The 23,974-nt window shown below is 62.0% G+C and carries 35 protein-coding genes and 1 pseudogene; 35 read left to right on the forward strand and 1 reads right to left on the reverse strand.

Annotation, left to right across the window (positions count from 1 at the left end; genetic code table 11):
* Positions 1–7: 7 nt before the first annotated feature.
* The 28 genes from tuf (at position 8) to rplQ (ending at position 15,985) form a co-directional block, all read left to right on the forward strand.
* Positions 8–1,183 carry an elongation factor Tu gene (gene tuf / locus NL532_RS17170; protein ID WP_023723394.1) on the forward strand — a complete coding sequence of 392 codons (1,176 nt, stop codon included), beginning with the start codon at positions 8–10 and terminating at the stop codon, positions 1,181–1,183.
* A 69-nt stretch (positions 1,184–1,252) separates the two neighbouring features.
* A complete protein-coding gene (gene rpsJ, locus NL532_RS17175) occupies positions 1,253–1,561 on the forward strand; it encodes a 30S ribosomal protein S10 (protein WP_010909272.1) in 309 nt (102 codons plus the stop codon).
* A 61-nt stretch (positions 1,562–1,622) separates the two neighbouring features.
* A complete protein-coding gene (rplC, locus tag NL532_RS17180; protein ID WP_023682606.1) occupies positions 1,623–2,351 on the forward strand; it encodes a 50S ribosomal protein L3 in 729 nt (242 codons plus the stop codon).
* Positions 2,351–2,971: a 50S ribosomal protein L4 gene (gene rplD / locus NL532_RS17185; protein ID WP_023672750.1), complete on the forward strand. Its 621-nt coding sequence runs from the start codon at positions 2,351–2,353 to the stop codon at positions 2,969–2,971. The genes rplC and rplD overlap by 1 nt, the downstream gene beginning before the upstream one ends.
* On the forward strand, positions 2,968–3,261 hold the full coding sequence (locus tag NL532_RS17190) for a 50S ribosomal protein L23 (protein ID WP_023672751.1): 294 nt from the start codon (positions 2,968–2,970) through the stop codon (positions 3,259–3,261). Before rplD ends, NL532_RS17190 begins: the two co-directional genes overlap by 4 nt.
* Before the next feature lie 23 nt (positions 3,262–3,284).
* A complete protein-coding gene (gene rplB, locus NL532_RS17195) occupies positions 3,285–4,118 on the forward strand; it encodes a 50S ribosomal protein L2 (RefSeq protein ID WP_023706515.1) in 834 nt (277 codons plus the stop codon).
* Between the two features lie 16 nt (positions 4,119–4,134).
* Positions 4,135–4,413, forward strand: a complete 279-nt coding sequence (gene rpsS, locus NL532_RS17200; protein WP_006205463.1) for a 30S ribosomal protein S19 — start codon at positions 4,135–4,137, stop codon at positions 4,411–4,413.
* Positions 4,414–4,415: 2 nt separating this feature from the next.
* Positions 4,416–4,805: a 50S ribosomal protein L22 gene (gene rplV / locus NL532_RS17205; RefSeq protein ID WP_006205462.1), complete on the forward strand. Its 390-nt coding sequence runs from the start codon at positions 4,416–4,418 to the stop codon at positions 4,803–4,805.
* Complete coding sequence (gene rpsC / locus NL532_RS17210; RefSeq protein ID WP_023672753.1) at positions 4,805–5,530, forward strand: 30S ribosomal protein S3; 726 nt, start codon at positions 4,805–4,807, stop codon at positions 5,528–5,530. The genes rplV and rpsC overlap by 1 nt, the downstream gene beginning before the upstream one ends.
* 26 nt (positions 5,531–5,556) lie before the next feature.
* The gene (gene rplP / locus NL532_RS17215; protein ID WP_006205460.1) at positions 5,557–5,970 is read left to right on the forward strand and encodes a 50S ribosomal protein L16; all 414 of its coding nucleotides are present in this window, start codon (positions 5,557–5,559) and stop codon (positions 5,968–5,970) included.
* 13 nt (positions 5,971–5,983) lie between these two features.
* The gene (gene rpmC, locus NL532_RS17220) at positions 5,984–6,184 is read left to right on the forward strand and encodes a 50S ribosomal protein L29 (RefSeq protein ID WP_006205459.1); all 201 of its coding nucleotides are present in this window, start codon (positions 5,984–5,986) and stop codon (positions 6,182–6,184) included.
* 11 nt (positions 6,185–6,195) lie between these two features.
* Positions 6,196–6,435 carry a 30S ribosomal protein S17 gene (gene rpsQ, locus NL532_RS17225; RefSeq protein ID WP_010909280.1) on the forward strand — a complete coding sequence of 80 codons (240 nt, stop codon included), beginning with the start codon at positions 6,196–6,198 and terminating at the stop codon, positions 6,433–6,435.
* A gap of 72 nt (positions 6,436–6,507) precedes the next feature.
* The gene (rplN, locus tag NL532_RS17230) at positions 6,508–6,876 is read left to right on the forward strand and encodes a 50S ribosomal protein L14 (protein WP_006205457.1); all 369 of its coding nucleotides are present in this window, start codon (positions 6,508–6,510) and stop codon (positions 6,874–6,876) included.
* 12 nt (positions 6,877–6,888) lie between these two features.
* A complete protein-coding gene (gene rplX / locus NL532_RS17235) occupies positions 6,889–7,203 on the forward strand; it encodes a 50S ribosomal protein L24 (RefSeq protein ID WP_013531428.1) in 315 nt (104 codons plus the stop codon).
* Positions 7,196–7,795, forward strand: coding sequence for a 50S ribosomal protein L5 (gene rplE / locus NL532_RS17240; protein WP_023672755.1), 600 nt, complete (start codon positions 7,196–7,198; stop codon positions 7,793–7,795). The genes rplX and rplE overlap by 8 nt, the downstream gene beginning before the upstream one ends.
* A 27-nt stretch (positions 7,796–7,822) precedes the next feature.
* Positions 7,823–8,128, forward strand: coding sequence for a 30S ribosomal protein S14 (gene rpsN / locus NL532_RS17245; protein WP_010909282.1), 306 nt, complete (start codon positions 7,823–7,825; stop codon positions 8,126–8,128).
* Between the two features lie 12 nt (positions 8,129–8,140).
* Complete coding sequence (gene rpsH / locus NL532_RS17250) at positions 8,141–8,539, forward strand: 30S ribosomal protein S8 (RefSeq protein ID WP_006205453.1); 399 nt, start codon at positions 8,141–8,143, stop codon at positions 8,537–8,539.
* A gap of 41 nt (positions 8,540–8,580) precedes the next feature.
* Entirely contained in the window at positions 8,581–9,114 is a 534-nt protein-coding gene (gene rplF, locus NL532_RS17255; protein WP_023682603.1) for a 50S ribosomal protein L6, read from the forward strand.
* Between the two features lie 140 nt (positions 9,115–9,254).
* Positions 9,255–9,614, forward strand: coding sequence for a 50S ribosomal protein L18 (gene rplR, locus NL532_RS17260; RefSeq protein WP_023829994.1), 360 nt, complete (start codon positions 9,255–9,257; stop codon positions 9,612–9,614).
* A gap of 154 nt (positions 9,615–9,768) precedes the next feature.
* Positions 9,769–10,332 carry a 30S ribosomal protein S5 gene (gene rpsE, locus NL532_RS17265; RefSeq protein WP_006333394.1) on the forward strand — a complete coding sequence of 188 codons (564 nt, stop codon included), beginning with the start codon at positions 9,769–9,771 and terminating at the stop codon, positions 10,330–10,332.
* Between the two features lie 24 nt (positions 10,333–10,356).
* On the forward strand, positions 10,357–10,554 hold the full coding sequence (rpmD, locus tag NL532_RS17270; protein WP_006205449.1) for a 50S ribosomal protein L30: 198 nt from the start codon (positions 10,357–10,359) through the stop codon (positions 10,552–10,554).
* A 22-nt stretch (positions 10,555–10,576) separates the two neighbouring features.
* Positions 10,577–11,047 carry a 50S ribosomal protein L15 gene (gene rplO / locus NL532_RS17275; protein WP_023672760.1) on the forward strand — a complete coding sequence of 157 codons (471 nt, stop codon included), beginning with the start codon at positions 10,577–10,579 and terminating at the stop codon, positions 11,045–11,047.
* Between the two features lie 257 nt (positions 11,048–11,304).
* A complete protein-coding gene (secY, locus tag NL532_RS17280; protein ID WP_023672761.1) occupies positions 11,305–12,645 on the forward strand; it encodes a preprotein translocase subunit SecY in 1,341 nt (446 codons plus the stop codon).
* Positions 12,642–13,250 (forward strand): adenylate kinase, encoded by a 609-nt coding sequence (locus NL532_RS17285; RefSeq protein ID WP_023701778.1) that lies wholly within the window; start codon positions 12,642–12,644, stop codon positions 13,248–13,250. Before secY ends, NL532_RS17285 begins: the two co-directional genes overlap by 4 nt.
* A 211-nt stretch (positions 13,251–13,461) precedes the next feature.
* A complete protein-coding gene (gene rpsM, locus NL532_RS17290; RefSeq protein WP_006205445.1) occupies positions 13,462–13,830 on the forward strand; it encodes a 30S ribosomal protein S13 in 369 nt (122 codons plus the stop codon).
* 119 nt (positions 13,831–13,949) lie between these two features.
* Complete coding sequence (rpsK, locus tag NL532_RS17295; RefSeq protein WP_006205444.1) at positions 13,950–14,339, forward strand: 30S ribosomal protein S11; 390 nt, start codon at positions 13,950–13,952, stop codon at positions 14,337–14,339.
* Between the two features lie 102 nt (positions 14,340–14,441).
* Positions 14,442–15,452 (forward strand): DNA-directed RNA polymerase subunit alpha, encoded by a 1,011-nt coding sequence (locus NL532_RS17300; protein WP_023682599.1) that lies wholly within the window; start codon positions 14,442–14,444, stop codon positions 15,450–15,452.
* Positions 15,453–15,553: 101 nt separating this feature from the next.
* Entirely contained in the window at positions 15,554–15,985 is a 432-nt protein-coding gene (gene rplQ / locus NL532_RS17305; RefSeq protein WP_023682598.1) for a 50S ribosomal protein L17, read from the forward strand.
* Positions 15,986–16,067: 82 nt separating this feature from the next.
* Here the strand turns inward: rplQ and NL532_RS17310 are convergent, their stop codons facing one another.
* Positions 16,068–16,694, reverse strand: a complete 627-nt coding sequence (locus NL532_RS17310; RefSeq protein ID WP_023832214.1) for a hypothetical protein — start codon at positions 16,692–16,694, stop codon at positions 16,068–16,070.
* Positions 16,695–16,828: 134 nt separating this feature from the next.
* On the opposite strand from NL532_RS17310, the gene NL532_RS17315 reads away from it, so the two are divergent.
* The 7 genes and pseudogenes from NL532_RS17315 (at position 16,829) to NL532_RS17345 (ending at position 23,958) form a co-directional block, all read left to right on the forward strand.
* Entirely contained in the window at positions 16,829–18,322 is a 1,494-nt protein-coding gene (locus NL532_RS17315; RefSeq protein ID WP_023736687.1) for a DegQ family serine endoprotease, read from the forward strand.
* Between the two features lie 47 nt (positions 18,323–18,369).
* On the forward strand, positions 18,370–19,680 hold the full coding sequence (locus tag NL532_RS17320) for a replication-associated recombination protein A (RefSeq protein WP_023701776.1): 1,311 nt from the start codon (positions 18,370–18,372) through the stop codon (positions 19,678–19,680).
* A 183-nt stretch (positions 19,681–19,863) separates the two neighbouring features.
* Positions 19,864–20,694 carry an aspartyl/asparaginyl beta-hydroxylase domain-containing protein gene (locus tag NL532_RS17325; RefSeq protein ID WP_023698807.1) on the forward strand — a complete coding sequence of 277 codons (831 nt, stop codon included), beginning with the start codon at positions 19,864–19,866 and terminating at the stop codon, positions 20,692–20,694.
* Positions 20,695–20,747: 53 nt separating this feature from the next.
* Complete coding sequence (gene crcB, locus NL532_RS17330; RefSeq protein ID WP_023745020.1) at positions 20,748–21,122, forward strand: fluoride efflux transporter CrcB; 375 nt, start codon at positions 20,748–20,750, stop codon at positions 21,120–21,122.
* Positions 21,123–21,255: 133 nt separating this feature from the next.
* Positions 21,256–22,235 (forward strand): annotated as a pseudogene (locus NL532_RS17335) (RluA family pseudouridine synthase).
* Positions 22,236–22,297: 62 nt separating this feature from the next.
* Entirely contained in the window at positions 22,298–23,155 is an 858-nt protein-coding gene (locus NL532_RS17340) for a DMT family transporter (RefSeq protein WP_081727411.1), read from the forward strand.
* 11 nt (positions 23,156–23,166) lie between these two features.
* The gene (locus tag NL532_RS17345; RefSeq protein ID WP_023829996.1) at positions 23,167–23,958 is read left to right on the forward strand and encodes an ATP12 family chaperone protein; all 792 of its coding nucleotides are present in this window, start codon (positions 23,167–23,169) and stop codon (positions 23,956–23,958) included.
* The last annotated feature ends 16 nt before the right edge of the window (positions 23,959–23,974 follow it).

Consider the following 23,974-nt stretch of genomic DNA (forward strand, 5'->3'; position numbering starts at 1 on the left):
ACATCACATGGCAAAAGGTAAATTCGAGCGTAACAAGCCTCATGTGAACATTGGCACGATTGGCCACGTCGATCATGGCAAGACGTCGCTGACGGCGGCGATCACGAAGTATTTTGGCGAGTACAAGCGCTACGACCAGATCGATGCGGCGCCCGAAGAGAAGGCCCGCGGCATCACGATTTCGACGGCGCACGTCGAATACGAGACGGCAGCGCGCCACTACGCCCATGTCGACTGCCCCGGCCACGCCGACTATGTGAAGAACATGATCACGGGCGCTGCGCAGATGGACGGCGCGATCCTGGTGGTGTCGGCCGCCGACGGCCCGATGCCGCAGACCCGCGAGCACATCCTGCTTGCCCGTCAGGTCGGCGTGCCGTCGATCGTGGTGTTCCTGAACAAGGTCGACCAGGTCGACGATGCCGAGCTGCTCGAACTGGTCGAGCTCGAGGTTCGCGAGCTTCTGTCGAAGAACGAGTTCCCCGGCGACGACATTCCGATCGTCAAGGGTTCGGCGCTGGCTGCTCTGGAAGATTCCAACAAGACCATCGGCGAAGATGCGATCCGCGAGTTGATGGCTGCGGTCGATGCCTATATCCCGACGCCTGTTCGTCCGCTGGACAAGCCGTTCCTGATGCCGATCGAAGACGTGTTCTCGATCTCGGGCCGTGGCACGGTCGTGACCGGCCGCGTCGAGCGCGGCATCGTCAAGGTCGGCGAGGAACTGGAAATCATCGGCATCCGTCCGACGACCAAGACGACCTGCACGGGCGTCGAGATGTTCCGCAAGCTGCTCGATCAGGGCCAGGCCGGCGACAACATCGGCGCGCTGCTGCGCGGCGTTGATCGTGAAGGCGTCGAGCGCGGCCAGGTTCTGGCCAAGCCCGGTACGGTGAAGCCGCACAAGAAGTTCGTGGCCGAAGCCTACATCCTGACCAAGGACGAAGGTGGCCGTCACACGCCGTTCTTCACCAACTACCGTCCGCAGTTCTACTTCCGCACGACCGACGTGACCGGCATCGTGTCGCTGCCGGAAGGCACGGAAATGGTTATGCCCGGCGACAACATCACGGTCGATGTCGAGCTGATCGTGCCGATCGCCATGGAAGAGAAGCTGCGCTTCGCCATCCGTGAAGGCGGCCGTACCGTCGGTGCCGGCATCGTCGTCACCATCAAAGAGTAATTTGGACTTAAACCGATCTGTCGCGGGCGCAGGATTTGCCCGCGCCGCGCCAGAACAAGGAAGTGACGCATGAACGGACAGAATATCCGCATCCGCCTGAAGGCGTTTGATCACCGCGTGCTTGACGCCTCGACGAAAGAAATCGTGTCGACGGCCAAGCGCACCGGAGCAAACGTCCGCGGCCCCATTCCGCTGCCGACGCGGATCGAAAAGTTCACGGTCAACCGGTCGCCTCACGTCGACAAGAAGAGCCGCGAGCAGTTCGAGATGCGCACGCACAAGCGTCTGCTCGACATCGTCGATCCGACCCCGCAGACGGTCGATGCTTTGATGAAGCTCGATCTGGCCGCCGGTGTCGACGTCGAGATCAAGCTCTAAGGGAATGAGAGCGCGGTAAGGGGCGGTGCCCCTGGCCCGGAACTCTAAAGGAATTGAACCGATGCGTTCAGGTGTGATTGCAAAGAAGGTGGGAATGACCCGCATCTATAATGATGCCGGGGAACATGTTCCCGTCACCGTTCTCCAGATGGAGAACTGCCAGGTCGTGGCTCAGCGCACGCAGGAGAAGAACGGCTATACCGCCGTCCAGCTCGGCGTTGGCCTTGCCAAGGTGAAGAACACGTCGAAGGCGATGCGCGGCCATTTCGCGACCGCTTCCGTCGAGCCGAAGGCGAAGGTCGCCGAGTTCCGCGTCTCCGCCGACAACATGATCGATGTCGGCGCCGAGATCACCGTCGAGCACTTCGTCGCCGGCCAGAAGGTCGATGTGACGGGCACGACGATCGGCAAGGGTTTCCAGGGCGTCATCAAGCGCCATCACATGGGTGGTGGCCGCGCGACGCACGGTAACTCGGTTTCGCACCGTACGCACGGTTCGACCGGCCAGCGTCAGGACCCGGGCAAAGTGTTCAAGGGCAAGCATATGGCTGGCCACATGGGCGACACCCGCGTCACCACACAGAATGTCGAGATCGTTTCGACCGACGCCGACCGCGGCCTGATCCTGATCCGCGGTGCGGTTCCCGGATCGAAGGGCGCCTGGATCCTGGTCCGCGATGCGGCCAAGGTGGCACTGCCGGCCAACGCGCCGAAGCCTGCCGCGATCCGCGCCGTTGCCGCCGAGAGTGGCGCCAAGAACGAGGCTCCGGCCGCAGAGGGAGCAGAATAATGGATCTCAAGATCACAACGCTTGGCGGCAAGGACGCCGGCAAGGTGAAACTCTCCGAGGAGATTTTCGGCCTTGATCCGCGCGAGGACATCCTGCAGCGCGTCGTGCGCTGGCAGCTGGCCAAACGGCAGCAGGGCACGCACAAGGCCAAGGGCCGCGCCGAAATCGCGCGCACCGGCGCCAAGATGTACAAGCAGAAGGGTACGGGCCGCGCCCGTCACCATTCGGCACGCGCTCCGCAGTTCCGCGGCGGCGGCAAGGCCCACGGCCCGGTCGTTCGCAGCCACGAGCACGATCTGCCGAAGAAGGTGCGCGCTCTGGGCTTGCGGCATGCTCTCTCGGCCAAGGCCAAGAGCGCGTCGATCATCATCATCGACGAGCTGAAGCTGACCGAGGCCAAGACGAAGGCGCTGATCGCGAATTTCGCGACACTGGGCCTGACCAACGCCTTGGTGATCGGCGGTGCCGAGCTTGACCAGAACTTCAAGCTGGCGGCGACCAACATCCCGAACATCGACGTGCTGCCCATCCAGGGCATCAACGTCTACGACATTCTGCGCCGCGGCACGCTGGTCCTTTCGAAGGCCGCCGTCGAGGCTCTCGAGGAGCGCTTTAAATGACCGACCTCCGTCATTACGACGTGATCGTCTCGCCGGCGATCACGGAAAAGTCGACCATGGCTTCCGAGAACAACCAGGTTGTTTTCAACGTCGCCAAGAAGGCGTCGAAGCCGGAAATCAAGGCCGCTGTCGAAGCGCTGTTTGGCGTCAAGGTTACGGCCGTGAACACGCTTGTCCGCAAGGGCAAGATCAAGCGCTTCCGCGGCACGATCGGCCGCCAGAGCGACGTCAAGAAGGCGATCGTGACACTGGCCGACGGCCAGTCGATCGACGTCGCGACGGGTCTCTGAGCTAGGCCGCGAGGACAACAAACATGGCACTTAAAAAATTCAACCCGGTAACGCCGAGCACCCGCCAGTTGGTCATCGTCGACCGCTCGGGCCTCTACAAGGGCAAGCCCGTCAAGGGACTGACCGAAGGCCTGACCAAGTCGGGCGGCCGCAACAATCACGGCCGCATCACGGCCCGCTTCATCGGCGGCGGTCATAAGCGTTCGTACCGCATCATCGACTTCAAGCGCCGCAAGTTCGACGTCGTCGGCACGGTCGAGCGCATTGAATACGATCCGAACCGCACCGCCTTCATCGCGCTGATCAAGTATGACGATGGCGAGCTGTCCTACATCATCGCTCCGCAGCGCCTTGCCGCCGGCGACAAGATCGTGGCCGGTGAATCGGTCGACGTGAAGCCAGGCAATGCGATGCCGCTGGCCTCGATGCCGGTCGGCACGATCGTCCATAACATCGAGCTGAAGCCGGGCAAGGGCGCCCAGGTTGCCCGCTCGGCAGGTGGCTACGGACAGCTGGTCGGTCGCGACCAGGGCATGGCGATCCTGCGCCTCAACTCGGGCGAGCAGCGGGTCGTTCACGGCTCCTGCATGGCCACCGTCGGCGCCGTGTCGAACCCCGACCACGGCAACATCAACGACGGCAAGGCCGGCCGCACGGTCTGGCGCGGCAAGCGCCCGCACAATCGCGGCGTGACCATGAACCCGGTCGACCATCCGCATGGCGGTGGTGAAGGCCGCACCTCCGGTGGCCGTCATCCGGTCAGCCCGTGGGGAAAGCCGACCAAGGGCAAGAAGACGCGGTCCAACAAGGCGACCGACAAGTTCATCCTGCGCTCGCGCCATCAGCGCAAGAGCTAAGAAGAGGTAACGCCAAGTGACTCGTTCTATTTGGAAAGGCCCCTTCATCGACGGCTACCTTCTCAAGAAGGTGGACAAGGTTCGTGAAGGTGGTCGCAATGAGGTGATCAAGATGTGGAGCCGTCGCTCCACCATCCTGCCGCAGTTCGTCGGCTTCACCTTCGGTGTCTACAACGGCCAGAAGCATGTTCCCGTCTCGGTGAACGAGGACATGGTCGGTCACAAGTTCGGTGAATTCGCTCCGACCCGGACCTATTACGGTCACGGCGCGGATAAGAAGGCGAAGAGGAAATAATCATGGGCAAGGCCAAAGCTCCGCGCAGGCTTGCTGACAACGAAGCGCGCGCCGTTCTGCGCACGATCCGTATCAGCCCGCAGAAGCTGAACCTGGTTGCCGCGCTGATCCGCGGCAAGAAGGTCGCGACAGCGCTTTCCGATCTCGAATTCTCGGCCAAGCGGATTTCCGGCACGGTCAAGAAGACGCTGGAATCGGCGATCGCCAACGCGGAAAACAACCACGACCTCGACGTCGATGCACTGATCGTGGCGGAAGCCTATGTCGGCAAGTCGATCGTCATGAAGCGGTTCCATGCTCGTGGCCGCGGTCGCGCCAGCCGTATAGAAAAGCCGTTCTCGCACCTCACGATCGTCGTTCGTGAAGTCGAAGAAAAAGGGGAGGCCGCATAATGGGTCAGAAAGTCAATCCGATCGGTCTGCGCCTCGGCATCAACCGCACCTGGGATTCGCGCTGGTTCGCGAACACCGGCGAGTACGGCAAGCTGCTGCATGAGGACATCAAGATCCGCAAATATCTTGAAAAGGAACTCAAGCAGGCTGCGATTTCCAAGGTCGTGATCGAGCGCCCGCACAAGAAGTGCCGCGTCACCATCCATGCGGCGCGCCCGGGCCTGATCATCGGCAAGAAGGGCGCCGACATCGAAAAGCTTCGCAAGAAGCTGATGGAGATGACGAAGTCCGAGACGCACTTGAACATCGTTGAAGTGCGCAAGCCGGAAATCGACGCAACCCTGGTCGCCCAGTCGATCGCCCAGCAGCTCGAGCGTCGTATCGCGTTCCGCCGCGCCATGAAGCGCGCCGTTCAGTCGGCGATGCGCCTGGGCGCCGAAGGCATCCGCATCAACTGCGCCGGCCGTCTCGGCGGCGCCGAGATTGCACGCATGGAATGGTACCGCGAAGGCCGCGTGCCGCTGCATACGCTGCGCGCCGATGTCGACTATGGCACGGCCGAAGCGCATACGGCTTACGGCATCTGCGGCGTCAAGGTCTGGGTGTTCAAGGGCGAAATCCTCGAGCACGATCCGATGGCTTCGGAGCGTCGCGCGACCGAGGGTGATGCTGCGCATGGCGGTGGTGGTGATCGCGAACGCGGTCGTCGTCGCGAAAACGCCTGATTATTTAGGAATTTGGAGTTAGAACGATGCTGCAGCCAAAGCGCACAAAGTTCCGCAAGCAGTTCAAGGGCCGTATCCATGGTACCGCAAAGGGCGGCACCAACCTGGATTTCGGTGGTTTCGGGCTGAAGGCGCTGGAGCCGAACCGCGTCACCGCGCGTGAGATCGAGGCGGCCCGCCGCGCGATCACTCGTGAGATGAAGCGTGCCGGCCGCGTGTGGATCCGTATTTTCCCTGATGTGCCGGTGACGTCGAAGCCGACCGAAGTGCGCATGGGCAAGGGCAAGGGCGCTGTCGATTACTGGGCGGCGCGCGTCAAGCCGGGCCGCATCATGTTCGAGATCGACGGCGTCAACGAAGAAACCGCCCGTGAGGCGCTGCGTCTCGGCGCGGCCAAGCTCTCGGTCAGGACGCGCTTCGTACAGCGCATCGCAGAATAAGGACGGGCTGATCATGAAAGCCGAAGACATCCGGACCAAGACCCAGGACCAGCTGACCGACGATCTGGCCAGCCTGAAGAAGGAGCAGTTCAACCTGCGCTTCCAGAAGGCCACCGGCCAGCTCGAGAAGACCGCGCGCGTGCGGCAGGTTCGCAAGGACATTGCGCGTATCAAGACCATCGCTGCGGAAAAGTCCGCGGCCAAGAAGGCTTAAGGACGAAAATCATGCCAAAGCGCATTCTGCAGGGCACTGTCGTCAGCGACAAGAACGAGAAGACGGTAGTCGTCAAGGTCGAACGGCGCTTCACGCATCCCGTGATGAAGAAGACCGTGCGCATGACCAAGAAGTACAAGGCGCACGACGAGAACAACGCCCACAAGGTCGGCGATCAGGTGTTCATCCAGGAATCGAAGCCGATTTCCAAGGACAAGCGCTGGATCGTCGTGTCTTCGGACCAGGCGTAACAAACCGAATTTTGGACAGACCGGGGAGGGGCTTTGAGCCCGTCCCGTTAGAAGAGAAGAAGGCGGCCAGTCATGATTCAGATGCAAACAAACCTCGACGTCGCGGATAATTCCGGCGCCCGTCGTGTCATGTGCATCAAGGTGCTGGGCGGCTCGAAGCGGAAATACGCTTCCGTAGGCGACATCATCGTGGTGTCGATCAAGGAAGCCATTCCGCGCGGCCGCGTTAAGAAGGGCGATGTGATGAAGGCGGTCGTGGTTCGCACGGCCAAGGACATCCGCCGCCCGGACGGCAGCGTGATCCGTTTCGACAAGAACGCGGCCGTTCTCGTCGACAACAAGAAAGAGCCGATCGGCACGCGTATCTTCGGACCGGTTCCGCGCGAACTCCGCGCCAAGAACCACATGAAGATCATCTCGCTCGCGCCTGAAGTGCTGTAAGGAGCCGGACCAATGCAAAAGATTAGAAAAGGCGACAAGGTCGTCGTGCTGGCCGGCAAGGACAAGGGCCGTTCGGGCGAAGTCCTCTCGGTTCAGCCGAAGGAAGACACCGCGCTGGTGCGCGGCGTCAACATGATCCGTCGTCACCAGAAGCAGTCCCAGTCCCAAGAGGGCGGGATCATCACCAAGGAAGCGCCGATCCAGCTGTCGAACATCGCGCTCGCCGACCCCAAGGATGGCAAGCCGACCCGCGTCGGCTTCATCTTCCAGAAGGACGGCAAGAAGGTGCGCGTCGCCAAGCGCTCGGGAGAAGTCATCAATGGCTAAGGCTCAAACCACGAAGCCCAAGGCTGAAAGCAAACAGTCCAAGGCCCAGAACACGCCGCGCCTCAAGCAGGTCTACAACGAGACCATCCGCAAGGCGCTGCAGGAGCAGTTCGGCTACGAGAACGAGATGCAGGTTCCGCGCATCGACAAGATCGTGCTGAACATGGGCGTCGGCGAAGCGACCGCGGATTCGAAGAAGCCTTCGATCGCGGCCGAAGACCTGGCGATGATCGCCGGCCAGAAGGCCGTCGTCACCCGCGCCCGTAATTCGATCGCCGGCTTCAAGGTCCGCGAGAAGATGCCGATCGGCGCCAAGGTCACGCTGCGCAAGGAACGCATGTACGAGTTCCTCGACCGTCTCGTGAACATCGCACTGCCGCGCGTCCGCGACTTTCGCGGACTGAATCCGAAGAGCTTCGATGGCCGTGGCAACTACGCCATGGGCATCAAGGAACACATCGTGTTCCCGGAGATCAACTACGACAAGGTTGATCAGATCTGGGGCATGGACGTCATCGTTTGTACGACTGCGAAGACGGACGACGAAGCCAGGGCATTGCTCAAGGCCTTCAACTTCCCCTTCCGCCAGTAACGGCAGCGAGAAAAGGAAAAATCTGAAATGGCAAAGACCAGCTCAGTCGAGAAGAACAACAGGCGCCGCAAGCTTGCCGACCAGTACGGTCCCAAGCGCGCAGCGCTCAAGGCGATCATCATGGACCAGTCCAAGCCGATGGAAGAGCGTTTCCGCGCTCAGCTGAAGCTTGCTGCCCTGCCGCGCAACTCGGCCAAGATCCGCATCCGCAACCGCTGCGAAGTTACCGGCCGTCCGCGCGCCTATTATCGCAAGCTCAAAGTATCGCGCATCGCGCTTCGTGATCTCGGCAATAATGGCCAGATCCCGGGCCTGGTCAAGTCGAGCTGGTAAGGAGGACATAACATGTCATTGAGCGATCCTCTCGGCGATATGCTGACCCGCATCCGCAACGCGTATGGCCGTAAGAAGTCGAGCGTTTCGACGCCGGCGTCGCGCCTGCGTACCCGCGTCCTCGACGTGCTGAAGGCTGAAGGCTATATCCGCGACTACAGCCAGACCGACTTCGACAACGGCAAGTCCGAAATCGAAATCGAGCTGAAGTATTTCGACGGTGCTCCGGTCGTGCGCGAAATCGCCCGCGTCTCGAAGCCTGGCCGCCGCGTTTACGTTTCGGCCAAGTCGATCCCGCACGTCGCCAACGGCCTCGGCATCGCCATCCTTTCGACGCCGAAGGGCGTGATGGCCGATCACGAAGCACGCGAACAGAATGTCGGCGGCGAAATCCTCTGCCAGATTTTCTAATTCGGCAGACCTGAAACAAGAGAAGTGACGAGGACAACCAAATGTCTCGTATTGGAAAGAAACCCGTTTCGCTGCCGCAGGGCGTGACCGCGACCGTCAACGGCCAGACCGTGACGGCGAAGGGCCCCAAGGGCGAGCTGAAGTTCGTGGTGAACGACGAAGTGCTGGTCAAGATGGAAGGCAGCGAAATCGCTGTCCAGCCGCGCGACCAGACCAAGACCGCCCGCTCCAAGTGGGGCATGTCGCGCACGCAGATCGTCAACATCCTGCAGGGCGTCAAGGACGGTTTCGAGAAGAAGCTCGAGATCACCGGCGTCGGCTATCGCGCGGCACTTCAGGGCAAGAACCTGCAGCTGGCGCTTGGCTTCAGCCACGACGTCGTTTACGAGACGCCGGCCGGCATCACGATCACTGTGCCGAAGCCGACGGAAATCACCGTGACCGGCATCGACAAGCAGCAGGTCGGCCAGGTTGCCGCCGAGATTCGCGAGTATCGCGGTCCCGAGCCCTACAAGGGCAAGGGTGTCCGCTATGCCGGCGAGAAGATCGTCCGCAAGGAAGGCAAGAAGAAGTAGTAGGCCTGGCCCCGAAAAGTTGCAGACTTTTCGGAAAAGGCCAAGCCAAAGAAGTGCAACGCCGCGGGGAGCGGTCGCGGGAGGCGCTTTCGCCTACCGCACATGGCGGCCCCCGTTTTTTGAAGGCAAGGAAGACTATCATGGCTACCAAGGAATCCATCCAGCGCCGCGCGCACCGCGTTCGCCGTCAGATCAAGAAGGTCGCCGGCGAGCGCCCGCGTCTTTCGGTCCACCGCACGTCGAAGAACATTTACGTGCAGGTCATCGACGACGCCAAGGGCCACACCATCGCGGCTGCATCGACGCTCGAGAAGGACATCAAGGGTTCGCTCAAGACCGGTGCCGACACCGAGGCTGCGGCTGCGATCGGCAAGCTGATCGCCGAGCGTGCTTCGAAGGCCGGCGTCAAGGAAGTCGTCTTCGACCGCGGCGCCTACATCTATCACGGCCGCGTCAAGGCGCTGGCCGAGGCTGCCCGTGAAGGCGGTCTGAGCTTCTAATTGCCTGTTCCCGAACCGAAGGTCAGCGCAGCAAAAAGTTGCAGACTTTTCGGACAAGATCATGCAAGGAAAAATAATTCGCCCCCGGTGACCCAAAGAGGCGCACCGGATCTTATCAGCAACCGTGCTTCCGGAAAAAAACAAGGAACAGGATATGGCACAGGAACGTAGGGATGGCGGCCGCGGCCGCGATCGTGAAGAACGCGATGACGGCATGGTGGACAAGCTCGTCCACATCAACCGTGTCGCCAAGGTCGTCAAGGGCGGCCGTCGCTTCGGTTTTGCAGCACTCGTCGTCGTCGGCGACCAGAAGGGCCGTGTCGGCTTCGGTCACGGCAAGGCGCGCGAAGTGCCGGAAGCGATCCGCAAGGCAACCGAGTCGGCCAAGCGCGACATGATTTTCGTGCCGCTGCGCTCGGGCCGCACGCTGCACCACGACGTCGAAGGACGCTGGGGCGCCGGACGCGTGCTGCTGCGCGCTGCCAAGCAGGGTACCGGCATCATCGCCGGCGGCCCGATGCGCGCTGTCTTCGAGACGCTCGGCATGCATGACGTGGTCGCCAAGTCGATGGGTTCGTCGAACCCCTACAACATGGTTCGTGCCACATTCGACGCGCTGAAGAGCCAGATGCATCCCAAGGATGTGGCTGCTGCGCGCGGCATCAAGTATTCGACCCTTCAGGCCCGCCGCGGCACCGCCGTTGCGGCTGAAGAATAGTCGATCTGACCAGGGATTTTGACCATGGCCAAGAAAGCAACCAAGACCATCACCGTTGAGCAGATCGGTTCGCCGATCCGCCGCCCGAAGGAACAGCGCGCAACGCTGGTCGGCCTCGGCCTCAACAAGATGCACAAGCAGCGCACGCTGGAGGACACTCCCTCGGTGCGCGGCATGATCGCTGCCGTCCAGCATCTCGTCCGCGTCGTGGACGAGGGCTGAGCAAAAGCGCAGGAGAACCCAGATGAAACTCAACGATCTGCGTGACAAGGACGGCGCGACGCACTCCAAGAAGCGTCTCGGCCGTGGCATCGGCTCCGGCTCGGGCAAGACCGGCGGTCGCGGCGTCAAGGGCCAGAAGGCGCGCTCCGGCGTTGCCATCAACGGCTTCGAGGGCGGCCAGATGCCGCTCTATCGGCGCCTGCCGAAGCGTGGCTTCAATAACATCTTCGCCAAGAGCTTTGTCGTCGTGTCGCTGGCTCGTATCCAGACGGCGCTCGATGCCAAGAAGCTCGACGCCAAGGCGACCGTGACGGCCGAGGCACTCGTTGCCGCCGGCGTCATCCGCCGCGTCAAGGACGGCGTGCGCATCCTCTCGGACGGCGAGCTCAAGGCAAAGCTTGCCTTCGACGTCGCCGGCGCCTCCAAGGCCGCGATCGAGAAGATCGAAAAGGCCGGCGGTTCGGTCAAGCTGCCGGAAGCGGCAGCGGAGTAACGGCAATTTGAAGCGCGGTCGGCAGGAACGGTATCCGTTTTTGTTCACGATTGCGCTTTGATCCGATCAATTAGGCGGCCGCGTCAACGCGGCCGCTTGCATGTTTAGAGCCCGGAGCTTATCTCGTGAGCTTCGGTGCCACGCGCCGCCTGAGCTGCGGGCATCGAGCGTGACATACAAATCAAAGAAGTAGCGCATGACGTTGTCCGAAAACCGCTTCACACTTTTCGGCATCATGCTCTAGCGGAGAATCAGGCATGGCTTCGGCTGCTGAACAACTAGCCTCGAATCTGAATTTTGCGGCTTTCGCCAAGGCGGAGGACCTGAAGAAGCGAATCTGGTTCACCGTCGGCGCGCTGCTCGTCTATCGCCTCGGCACCTATATCCCGCTGCCCGGCATCAATCCGGATGCATTCGCGCAGGCCTTCTCTTCGCAGGCCAAGGGCGTGCTCGGCATGTTCAACATGTTCGCCGGCGGCGCCGTGCAGCGCATGGCGATCTTCGCGCTCGGCATCATGCCTTATATCTCAGCCTCCATCATCATGCAGCTGATGACCTCGGTCATTCCGTCGCTGGAAGCGCTGAAAAAGGAAGGCGAGCAGGGCCGCAAGGTCATCAACCAGTACACGCGCTACGGCACGGTACTCCTGGCGCTGGTGCAGGCCTACGGCATTTCAGTGGGCCTGGAAGGCGGCAACGGCATCGTCAACGATCCCGGCATGTTCTTCCGCATCTCGACCGTCGTCACGCTGGTTGGCGGCACCATGTTCCTGATGTGGCTGGGCGAGCAGATCACCGCCCGCGGCATCGGCAACGGCATTTCGCTGATCATTTTCTCCGGCATCGTCGCTGGCCTGCCGCGCGCCATCTCCGGCACGCTGGAGCTCGGCCGCACCGGCGCCCTATCGACCGGGCTGATACTCGCGATCATCGTGCTGGCCATCATCGTCATCGCGCTGATCGTGTTCTTCGAGCGCGCGCAGCGCCGCCTGCTGATCCAGTATCCGAAGCGCCAGGTCGGCAACCGCATGTTCCAGGGCGATACCTCGCATCTGCCGCTGAAGCTCAACACGTCGGGCGTCATTCCGCCGATCTTCGCGTCGTCGCTGCTTTTGCTGCCGGCAACGGTCGCTGGCTTCTCGCAGACGACAAACCTGCCGGCATGGGCAAGCACCGTGCTCGCCTCGCTCGGCCACGGCCAGCCGCTCTACATGCTGTTCTATGCGGCAATGATCGTGTTCTTCGCCTTCTTCTACACGGCCATCGTGTTCAATCCGAAGGACACCGCGGACCAGCTCAAGAAGCATTCCGGGTTCATTCCGGGCTACCGTCCGGGTGAGCGCACCGCCGATTACATCGACTATGTCCTGACGCGCATCACCGTCGTCGGCGCCATCTATCTGGTGCTGGTGTGCCTGCTGCCCGAGTTCCTGATTTCGGCGACTGGCGTACCATTCTACCTCGGTGGCACATCGCTTCTGATCGTGGTCAGTGTAACCCTCGATACGGTGGCGCAGATCCAGGGTCACCTGATCGCGCACCAGTATGAGGGCCTGATCAAGAAGTCGAAGCTGCGCGGGGGGAAGAAGGCCAGATGAGATTGATATTGCTTGGGCCGCCAGGAGCGGGCAAGGGGACGCAAGCACAAAGACTGGTAGAAAAATACGGCATACCGCAGCTGTCGACGGGCGACATGCTGCGGGCCGCCGTACAGGCCGGCACTGAAGTCGGCAAGCGCGCCAAGGCGGTGATGGATGCCGGCGAGCTGGTTTCCGACGCCATCGTCAACGCGATCGTGGCCGAGCGCATCGACCAGCCCGATTGCACCAACGGTTTCATCCTCGACGGATATCCGCGCACGCTGGTGCAGGCTGATGCGGTTGAATCGATGCTCGCCGAGCGCGGCATTGGCCTCGATGCCGTGATCGAGTTCGTCGTCGACGACAAAGCGTTGGTCGGCCGCATCGTCAAGCGCGCCGACGACGCCAAGGCCGCCGGACAGCCGGTGCGCAAGGACGACAATCCGGTGGTGTTCGAAGAGCGCCTGCGGGAATATTACAAGAAGACGGCGCCGCTGATCGGCTATTATTACGCCAAACGCTCGCTTAGGAGTGTCGACGGCATGGCTCCTGTCGACACCGTGACGGCGGAGATTGAAGCGCTGCTCGCGGCGGTGACGCGGGAGACCGTTACGGTAAAGTAAAGATTGCGCTTGACTGGAACGGTTCGCTGGGTTATGGCGGCCCGTCTTCCTATCAGGCATGAGGCTTGCTTGTCCGCAAGGGCAAGGCAGCCGCATTGAAACTAGGGAACTCCCGCAAGGGCCGGCCTCCACCGGACGCGGGGTAATTTGAACAGCGCCGCGCATGCCTTGTTTTGAAGGCCGGCCGGTCCCACATGGAGAAGAGAAGAATATGGCTCGTATAGCCGGCGTCAACATTCCGACCAACAAGCGCGTCGTCATTGCGCTTCAGTACATTCACGGCATTGGCAAGAAGTTCGCCCAGGAGATCGTCGACAAGGTCGGCATCCCGGCCGAGCGCCGCGTCAACCAGTTGACCGACGCGGAAGTGCTGCAGATCCGCGAGACCATCGACCGCGACTACCAGGTCGAAGGCGACCTGCGCCGCGAAGTGTCGATGAACATCAAGCGTCTCATGGACCTCGGCTGCTACCGCGGTCTGCGTCACCGCCGTTCGCTGCCGGTTCGCGGCCAGCGCACGCACACCAATGCACGCACCCGCAAGGGCCCGGCCAAGTCGATCGCCGGCAAGAAGAAGTAAGTGAGCGAGTAGCCATTAGCGAGTAGGGGTCCCTATTCGCTAGTCCCTATTCACTACTCGCTTTCAAAGGTGGAGCCGCTGGCATTACGGCGGTGTAGAGATCAACTGAAAGGACTATCATGGCCAAGGAAGCCGCTCGTGTTCGCCGTCGCGAACGCAAGAACATCTCGTCGGGCGTTGCCCACGTCAATTCGACCTTCAACAACACGATGATCACCATCACCGACGCGCAGGGCAATTCCATTGCCTGGTCGTCGGCCGGTGCCCAGGGCTTCAAGGGTTCGCGCAAGTCGACCCCGTTCGCCGCCCAGATGGCTGCCGAAGACGTCGCCAAGAAGGCCCAGGAACACGGCATGCGCATGCTCGAAGTCGAGGTCTGCGGACCCGGCTCCGGTCGTGAATCGGCGCTTCGCGCCCTGCAGGCGGCCGGCTTCACCATCACTTCGATCCGTGATGTGACGCCGATCCCGCACAATGGCTGCCGCCCGCGTAAGAAGCGCCGCGTCTAAGACATTACCGAACGCCGCGTGAGCGCCTCAAGGCGCTCCTCCACGGCACTCCAGGTCGCCCGCCACGATTGGATGGTGGCGGGTCAACGGAAGGAAAGCATCATGATCCAGAAAAATTGGCAGGAACTGATCAAGCCGAACAAGATCGAGTTCTCGTCGAAGAAGAAGACGCTGACCACGCTGGTCGCCGAGCCGCTCGAGCGTGGCTTCGGCCTGACGCTCGGCAACGCGCTGCGCCGCGTGCTTTTGTCTTCGCTGCGCGGTGCGGCTGTCACCGCCGTGCAGATCGACGGCGTTCTGCATGAATTCTCGTCGATTGCCGGCGTGCGTGAGGACGTGACCGACATCGTCCTCAACATCAAGGAAATCGCCATCCGCATGGAAGGCGATGGTCCCAAGCGCATGGTCGTTCGCAAGCAGGGCCCGGGTGCGGTTCTGGCTGGCGACATCCAGACGGTTGGCGACGTCGAGATCCTCAACCCCGACCACGTCATCTGCACGCTGGACGAGGGCGCTGAAATCCGTATGGAATTCACAGTCGACACCGGCAAGGGTTACGTGCCGGCAGACCGCAACCGCGCCGAAGACGCGCCGATCGGCCTGATCCCGGTCGACAGCCTGTATTCGCCGGTCAAGAAGGTCTCCTACAAGGTCGAGAACACCCGCGAGGGCCAGGTTCTCGACTATGACAAGCTGACCATGACCATCGAGACCGACGGTTCGATCTCGGGCGAGGACGCGGTGGCATTCGCTGCCCGCATCCTGCAGGACCAGCTTGGCCTGTTCGTCAATTTCGACGAGCCGCAGAAGGAAGTCGCCACCGAGGCCGTCACCGAGCTCGCCTTCAACCCGGCGCTGCTCAAGAAGGTGGACGAGCTCGAGCTTTCGGTGCGTTCGGCCAACTGCCTGAAGAACGACAACATCGTCTACATCGGCGATCTCATCCAGAAGACCGAAGCCGAGATGCTGCGCACCCCGAACTTCGGCCGCAAGTCGCTGAACGAGATCAAGGAAGTGCTCGCGGCGATGGGCCTGCACCTCGGCATGGAAGTGCCGGACTGGCCGCCGGAAAACATCGAAGACCTCGCCAAGCGTTACGAAGACCAATATTGAGCATGAAGTCCAAGGATCGGCGGCGTGGGCCGCTCGATCCGACGGTCATGCGGAAAACCATCAGAGGCCGTGGCCTCTTGAGCAACTGAAGGAAAAGAGCCATGCGCCACGGTTTTAAAGGCCGCCGCTTCGCCCGAAGCATTAGCCATCGCAAGTCGATGTTCGCCAACCTCGCCGTGTCGCTGCTGGAGCATGAGCAGATCGTCACCACCCTGCCGAAGGCGAAGGATTTGCGTCCGATCGTCGAGAAGCTGGTGACGCTCGGCAAGCGCGGCGACCTGCATGCGCGCCGCCAGGTCATTGCCCAGATCGGCAATGAAGGCGTCGTCAAGCGTCTGTTCGACACCATCGCGCCGCGCTACGCCACCCGCAATGGCGGCTATCTGCGCATCATGAAGGCCGGCTTCCGCCACGGCGACAATGCCGCCATGGCAGTCATCGAGTTCGTCGATCGCGACACCTCGGCCAAGGGCGCCGGCGACCGCGCCCGCATCGAGGCCGAAGGCACCGACGAGGAAGCCGCTGCCGCATAAGGCTCGGTTTTTCAGGAATGACTTCAAGGGGCCTTCGGGCCTCTTTTTGTTACCGGCGTCCTACGTTTAGCGTGTCTTACGTTTAGCGAGTAAGCATCAGGTAGTCGCGACCGCTAAGCAGATTCCAATTGAAGGCGCCGGGAATCTCTTCGAACGCCGGTTGGGGATAGGAATAGATACTGTCGAGGGTGGCGCGGGAATCTATATCGCTGACCACTCGCGACACGGTGGAATTGGTCAGGTATTTTTGGGCGTCCCCATCTTCGATGAAGTCTGTATCGACTCGGAAATGAATCTGAACGGGACCCGCGCAGATGTTCAGCAATATTTCGTCGCTCAAGGCGGCGTAGAACACCGCTGCCTCTTCTGGAGCCCAAAGGCCGGCAGTCAAGAATTCCGAAGGTGTCGTCTCTCCACTGAACCCATCCAATGAGAGCACAAGGCGATCGGTGAGAACCTCAAAATCACCTTCGAGATAGCCCGCTTCTTCGATCTGAAACCAGTTCATCCAATGAGGTGCTTCTTCATCAAAGGAAATTTCGAGCTTTCCGAAAGTCCAATAGACCGGAATCGTCTCTGCATGTTCCGTGATCCAGCCGTCAGGCGGACCTAGCATACTGGCGATGTCGATCATTTTCAGAGAAGGGAAAACAGGCCCAAAAGTGCCGGTCTTCAAAAAGTCACGGAATGACAGGAGTTGTTTTTTCATGAAGGTCGACGCAGGTTTTCAGTTTCAAGCCGACCTATAGCTGCTTTGCGGGCCAGAATAATCAGATTTCAGGGGCTTAGCCTTTCATTTTGCACAATCGTCGGGACAATGGCGCCCGACCTGGAGGATTCGGAATGCACTTCAAACGGCTGTTTCTTGTTGCCCTTTGCGCGCTGGCCGCCTTTGCCGCGGCACCGGCCGTGAAAGACGCCCTGGCCGAGGACGCCGCCAAGCCAGCCGATCCGGGGCTCTCCGATGTGCTGACCGACCTCTTGCATGGCGTCGAGGGCGAGAACGGCACCTCCGGTCCCGACAAGCGCGTGCCGTTCGGCCGCGAAGAGGTGCAGCTGTCGTTTGCGCCCCTGGTCAAGCAGACGGCGCCGGCCGTGGTCAATGTCTATGCGTCGCAGACGGCCAAGGTCACGTCGCCCTTTGACGGCGATCCGTTCTTCGAGGAATTTTTCGGCCGCGCGCAGCCGCGCGCGCAATCCTCGCTCGGCTCGGGCGTGCTGGTCGACCCGAGCGGCGTCGTCGTCACCAATTTCCACGTGATCAAGGATGCCGACGAGGTCAAGGTCGCGACCGCCGACGGGCGCGAATTCACCTCGAAGGTCATGCTCAAGGACGAGACGCTCGACCTCGCCGTGCTCAAGATCACCTCCGACAAGCCGTTTCCGGTGATCGCCATCGGCGATTCCGACGCGCTCGAGGTCGGCGACCTGGTGCTGGCCATCGGCAATCCGTTCGGCGTCGGCCAGACCACCACCAGCGGCATCGTTTCGGCGCTTGCCCGCAGCCATATCGGCGTTTCGGATTCGGGCTACTTCATCCAGACCGACGCCGCCATCAATCCCGGCAATTCCGGCGGCGCGCTGATCAACATGGGCGGCCAGCTGGTCGGCATCAACACCGCCATCTACAGCCGCAGCGGCGGCTCGATCGGCATCGGCTTTGCCATCCCCGCCAACATGGTGCGCGCCTTCGCCGACGCGGCCAAGGCCGGGCTCGATTTCTTCGAGCGGCCCTATATAGGCGCCGAATTCGAAGCGGTCACACCGCAGATCGCCGAATCGCTCGGCATGGAGAAGCCGACCGGCGCGCTGGTGTCGTCGGTTGAGGAAGCCGGACCGGCGGCCAAGGCAGGGCTGAAGCCCGGCGATGTCGTGCTGCAGCTCAATGGCACGACGGTCGAAGGCATCGAGGCGCTGGATTACCGCATGGCGACCCTGTCGATCGGCACCAAGGCGACCTTCGCCATCCTGAGCAAGGGCCAGCAGGCGACGATGGAGATTGCACTGGAGCGCGCGCCGGAAGGCGCCAAGGCGTCGGAAGTGACCCTGCATGGCCGCAGCCCGTTCTCCGGCGCCAAGGTCGCGGAACTGTCGCCCAGGCTCGCCCAGCGGCTCGGCCTGCGCACCGACCTCAAGGGGGTCACCGTGGTCGACATCAACCGCGATTCGCCGGCCGCCGATTTCGGCTTCCAGCCGGGCGACATCGTGCGCGAGGTGAACGGCACGACGGTCGATACGGCGGCGACACTGGCGCAGCTTGCCCAGCAGGATACACGCTGGTGGCGCTTTACCGTCGAGCGCGGCGGGCAGATACTGCGCCAGGTGTTGCGTTACTGAGGCGATCTTCCCATTTCTGAGGATCGTGCTCCAACCAGAAGACCTAGATGGCCGATCTGTTCAGCGTCGATGAACCGGAAAGAGCGCCGCCCGGCCGGCCTTTGGCCGATCGGCTGCGCCCGAAAAACCTTGGCGAGGTCGTCGGCCAGGAGCATCTGACCGGCCCCGACGGCGCACTGACGCGGCTCATCAACTCCGGTTCGCTCGGCTCGATGATTTTCTGGGGGCCACCCGGCACCGGCAAGACCACGGTGGCGCGGCTGCTGGCCGGCGAGACCAGCCTTGCCTTCGAGCAGATCTCAGCGGTGTTTTCCGGCGTTGCCGATTTGAAGAAAGTGTTCGAGGCGGCAAAGCTGCGTCGCACCAATGGCCGCCAGACGCTGCTGTTCGTCGACGAGATCCATCGCTTCAACCGCGCCCAGCAGGATTCGTTTCTCCCGGTCATGGAGGACGGCACCGTCGTGCTGGTTGGCGCCACGACCGAAAATCCGTCCTTCGAGCTGAACGCCGCGCTTTTGTCGCGCGCGCGGGTACTGGTGTTTCACTCGCTGGGCGAGGAGAGCATCGCCAAGCTGATGACGCGCGCGGAGGAGACGGAGGGCAGGGCGCTGCCGCTCGACGAAGAGGCGCGGGCGATGCTCATCCGCATGAGCGATGGTGACGGCCGGGCCTCGCTGACGCTGGCCGAGGAAGTCTGGCGCGCCGCCAAACCCGGCGAGGTTTTCGATCCCGAAGGGCTGCAGCGCATCGTCCAGCGCCGCGCGCCGATCTATGACAAGGGCCAGGACGGTCACTACAATCTGATCTCCGCGCTGCACAAATCGGTGCGTGGGTCCGACCCGGACGCGGCGCTTTACTATCTTGCCCGCATGTTCGACGCCGGCGAGGATCCACTCTATCTCGGCCGCCGGCTGGTGCGCATGGCGATGGAGGATATCGGGCTGGCCGACCCGCAGGCGCTGGTTATCGCCAACGCCGCCAAGGACGCCTACGACTATCTCGGCTCGCCCGAAGGCGAACTGGCCTTCGCCGAGGCCACCGTCTATCTCGCCACCGCGCCCAAATCCAACGCCGTCTATACCGCCTTCAAGGCAGCCACGCGGGCGGCGAAGGAGTTCGGTTCGCTGCTGCCGCCCAAGCACATCCTCAACGCGCCGACCAAGCTGATGAAAGAGGAGGATTACGGCGCCGGCTACCGCTACGATCACGACCAGCCCGATGCCTTTTCCGGCCAGGACTATTTCCCCGAAAAGATGGGCCGGCAGACCTTTTACGATCCGCCCGAACGCGGCTTCGAGCGCGATATCAAGAAACGGCTGGACTATTGGGCAAAGCTGCGCAGCGAGCGGGAAAAATAGGTGCGCGGGACAAACGTGACGAACTCGGCCTGCCCGCGATGAACTGAAATTCTGTCCCCGCCAGTCACAGCAGTGTGATTGTACCGCATGACAAAAAGCCCTATCACGTCGCATGACTCGGCCGGGAGGCTGCCAGGACGGGCGATAATTCGGAACGGGGACAGCGCGCCGCGCGAACAGAAAATGACAAAATCCCTTCGCAAAACGCTTCGCCAGGCTGTGATTGCTGTCCCGCTGCTCGCGCTCGGCTTCTATTTCATTCCGATCCTGACCACGATCTGGATCGTCTGCGGCCTGATCGATGTGCTGCGCAACGCCAACAAGGATCTGTCGCTGTTGCGCGGCTATTTCCTCGGCAATGGCATCTTCACCTGGCTGCTGTCGCCCTTCAATCTGCTGGTGGACCTCGTTTGCTACAGGAACCCGGGCGTGTGGAAGCTGGAGCAGTTTCCCGCCGATTATCAGCGCGAGGTCAACGAGGTTCTTGACGTCTTCAAGGCGCGCAAGGACGAGATCATCGCCGATATCGACGCCAATTTCGGCACCGGTCGTCGCGGCATGTATGTCTATCAGTGGTACGGCAAGCACCGGATCGACAATGTCGCGGAATTCAACAAGGATTTCAAATACATCAAGACCATTGCCGTATCTGTCTTCAGAGGCAAGGAATCGACTTCCTGGCATTTCGGACCGCTGCGGCTCAGCCTGCGCATCCTCTACAATCTCTTGCCGGTGAAGGCAGAGGTTTTCGTCGAATGCAACGGCGCGAGGAATTACTGGCACGACAACCCGCTCTATATTTTCGACGACACGCTGCTGCACCGCTCGGTCAACGAGTATGACGGACGCCGCTACTGCGTGTTCATGGACATCATCCGCCCGTCGCCGTTCCCCGGTTTCATCGCCGGACTTCTGGCCATCGTTTCGGTCACCGTCGAGCGCATCAATTCCATGTTCTACAAGAACTGGAAGATGATCGGCTCGAGCAAGGCAAAGAAGGTCGAGACGACCTGAGGCGTTGGCCTGAAGGGATTGACCGCACTGCCTTGGCCGGGCAGTAAACGGGCATGTTCAATCTGCTTCTTGTTGTGGTCGGCGGCGGCATCGGCGCCGGCATCCGCCACCTGACCAACATCGGCGCCTTGCGCCTCGTCGGCCCCAACTACCCCTGGGGGACGATGGTGATCAACATCGTCGGCTCCTTTGCCATGGGGCTGTTCGTCGCCGCGCTGATGCGGCGCGGCGGTTCCAATGAGCTCCGGCTGTTCGTCGCCACCGGCGTCCTTGGCGGCTTCACCACCTTCTCCGCCTTTTCGCTCGATTTCGCGACCCTATGGGAGCGCGGAGCGACGCTGCCGGCGTTGGGATATGCGCTGGCCAGCGTCGTTGGCGCCATTATTGCCCTGTTTCTGGGACTTTGGCTCGCAAGAACCGTTTCATAGTGTTATTGCCCCGACCTGGAGCACGCCGCATCCTTTGGACGCGCTGCAGAAACTTTGATCTTGCGCATGATCCTTTCCGAAGGCCGGAGTAGATTTTCGGGGTCACGCGTTAGAAACGGATAAAGCGAAAATCATGGCAGGCGTAGAACAGATCACGGTGGAGGCCGGCGAGGCGGGCATGCGGCTCGATCGCTGGTTCAAGACCCATTTCCCCGGCCTCGGCTTTGGCCATCTGCAGAAGTTGCTGCGCTCGGGCCAGATCCGCGTCGATGGCAGCCGGGTCAAGGCCGACAGCCGTGTCGAGCCCGGCCAGGTGGTGCGTGTGCCGCCGCTCGAGGTCGACAAGAAGGGCGAGAGTGCGCTTACGGGTTACTCGATCCGCAACCAGGGCGACGCCGATGTGCTGGCCAAGATGCTGATCCACGAAGATCCAAAGTCTTCGTCTTCAACAAGCCGGCGGGCCTGGCGGTGCAAGGCGGCTCGGGCGTCACCCGCAATGTCGACGACATGCTGGAGGCCTGGCGCAGCCAGAAGGGCGAGAAGCCGCGCCTGGTGCACCGGCTCGACCGCGACACATCGGGCGTGCTGGTGGTTGCCCGCACCAGGCTTGCGGCGATGAAGCTTTCCGAGTCATTCCGGGCGCGTGAGACCAAGAAGACCTATTGGGCGCTGGTCAAAGGTGTCCCGCCCAAGCGCGAGGACAAGATCTCGACCTGGCTGATCAAGGAGCCGACCGAGGACGGCGACCGCGTGCGCGTGGCAGCCCATGGCGAAAAGGGCGCCGACCACGCCGTGTCCTACTATCGCATCATCGAGCAGGCGGCTCAGACGATGACCTGGCTGGAAATGGAGCCGTACACTGGCCGCACCCACCAGCTGCGCGTTCATGCCGCCTATATCGGCTGCCCGATCCTTGGCGACCCCAAATATTTCGAGGCCGACACCAACTGGGACTTTCCGGGCGGCATTCAAAACCGCCTGCATCTGCATGCGCGCCGCATCGTCATTCCGCACCCGGACAAGGGCATCATCGACGTCACCGCGCCGATGCCGCCGCATATGCGCCAGAGCTGGAACCTCATCGGCTTCGACGACGCCAGCGCGGAGGACTGACATTGGTCGTTGCCTCGGCATTGGATCGCCGCGATGCGGTCGATCTGGCGGCTGCTTCCATCATGGTCGGGTTGACCTTTTCCTGGGGGCTGAACTACGTCGCCGCCAAGATCTCCTATGCCGGCTTCGATCCGGTTTTCGTCTCGATCGCACGTTCGATCATCGGCGGGCTCTGTGTGCTCGGCTGGTGCTGGCTGCGCGGCATCAGGCTGTTTAAGGCCGACGGGTCGCTTGTCGCCGGCATCATCGTCGGCGTGCTGTTCGGCGTCGAGTTCCTGTGCCTCTATATCGGGCTGGAATACACGACCGTTGCCCGCAACACACTGCTGGTCAACACCATGCCGTTCTGGGTCCTGATCGGCGGCCATTTCCTGCTCGGTGAGCGTATCAACGCGCGCAAGCTTGGCGGGCTCGTTCTCGCCTTCTGCGGCCTGGTGGCGGTGTTTTCAGACGGGATTGCCGGCGGCACCGACGTGACCTTGATGGGCGATCTGCTCAGCCTCGGCTCCGGTATCCTGTGGGCGGCGACCAGTATCGTCATCAAGCGTTCGAAACTGGTCGAGACCAGTGCCGAGAAATTGCTGCTTTATCAGCTGGCCGGTGCGGCCATTGTTGGTGTCCTGGTTCTGCCTTTCGCCGGCCCGCCGATCCGCGCGGTCAGTGCCTTGCCGACATTGGCGCTGCTGTTCCAGTCGCTCTATATAGTTGCCTTCACCTATGTGCTGTGGTTCTGGCTGCTCAGGCGCTATCCGGCATCGGGCCTGTCGAGCTTCGCCTTCCTGTCGCCGGTGTTCGGCGTCCTCTGCGGCGCTATCATTCTTGGCGAGGCGCCAACGACCAGGATCTTTGTGGCGCTTGGGCTGATCGCAGTCGGCCTGATCATCGTCAACCGGCCGGCGCGCAAGCAGGTACCTGGATAGAAAGTTCGACCATGCGTGACATCCTCAACGACCTCGAAGCGGGAAAGCATCTGTCCGATCCGGATCCGGTCCGCCGCGCGCAGATCCAGATGAAGACGCACCTGCCGAAGCGCTTCTACAAGGACGTGTCGGTCGCAGCTGTGGAGGACGGTTTTGCCGTCCATCTCGACGGCAAGCCGGTGCGCACGCCGGGCAAGGCGCTGCTGGCGCTGCCGACCGAAAACGCCGCCGCCCTGGTCGCCAATGAGTTCGCTGCACAGGGCGAGACCATCGACCCGGTCACGATGCCGGTGCTGCGTCTGGTCAACACCGCCATCGACGGCGTCGCCAGCGACCCGCAGGCGGTGCTGGAGGACGTCTTGCGCTTCGCCTCGTCCGATCTGACCTGCTACCGCGCCGACGCGCCACAGGGGCTGGTCGAGCGGCAGAACCAGCATTGGGATCCGGTGATCGACTGGGCGAGAGCGACATTAGGGGCTCGGTTCAATCTCGCCGAGGGCATCATCCATGTCGAGCAGCCGCGCGAGAGCATCGCAGTGCTCGGCGCTCATCTTGCCCAGCGTGCCGAGCCGCTGCGGCTGGCCGCAATCCATGTCATGACTTCGCTGACCGGGTCGGCGCTGCTGGCGCTGGCGGTCGATTACGGCGCGCTCGATGGCGACGCGGCTTGGGCCGCCGGCCATGTCGACGAGGACTGGCAGATCGAGCATTGGGGCCAGGATGCCGAGGCTGTCGCACGCCGCTCGGCCCGCAAACGCGACATGATGGCGGCCGTCGGCCTGCTCGATGCGCTGAAGACCTGATCCTCGGCCTTTGCCG

The sequence above is a fragment of the Mesorhizobium sp. C120A genome (assembly GCF_030323105.1).
Classification (GTDB): domain Bacteria; phylum Pseudomonadota; class Alphaproteobacteria; order Rhizobiales; family Rhizobiaceae; genus Mesorhizobium.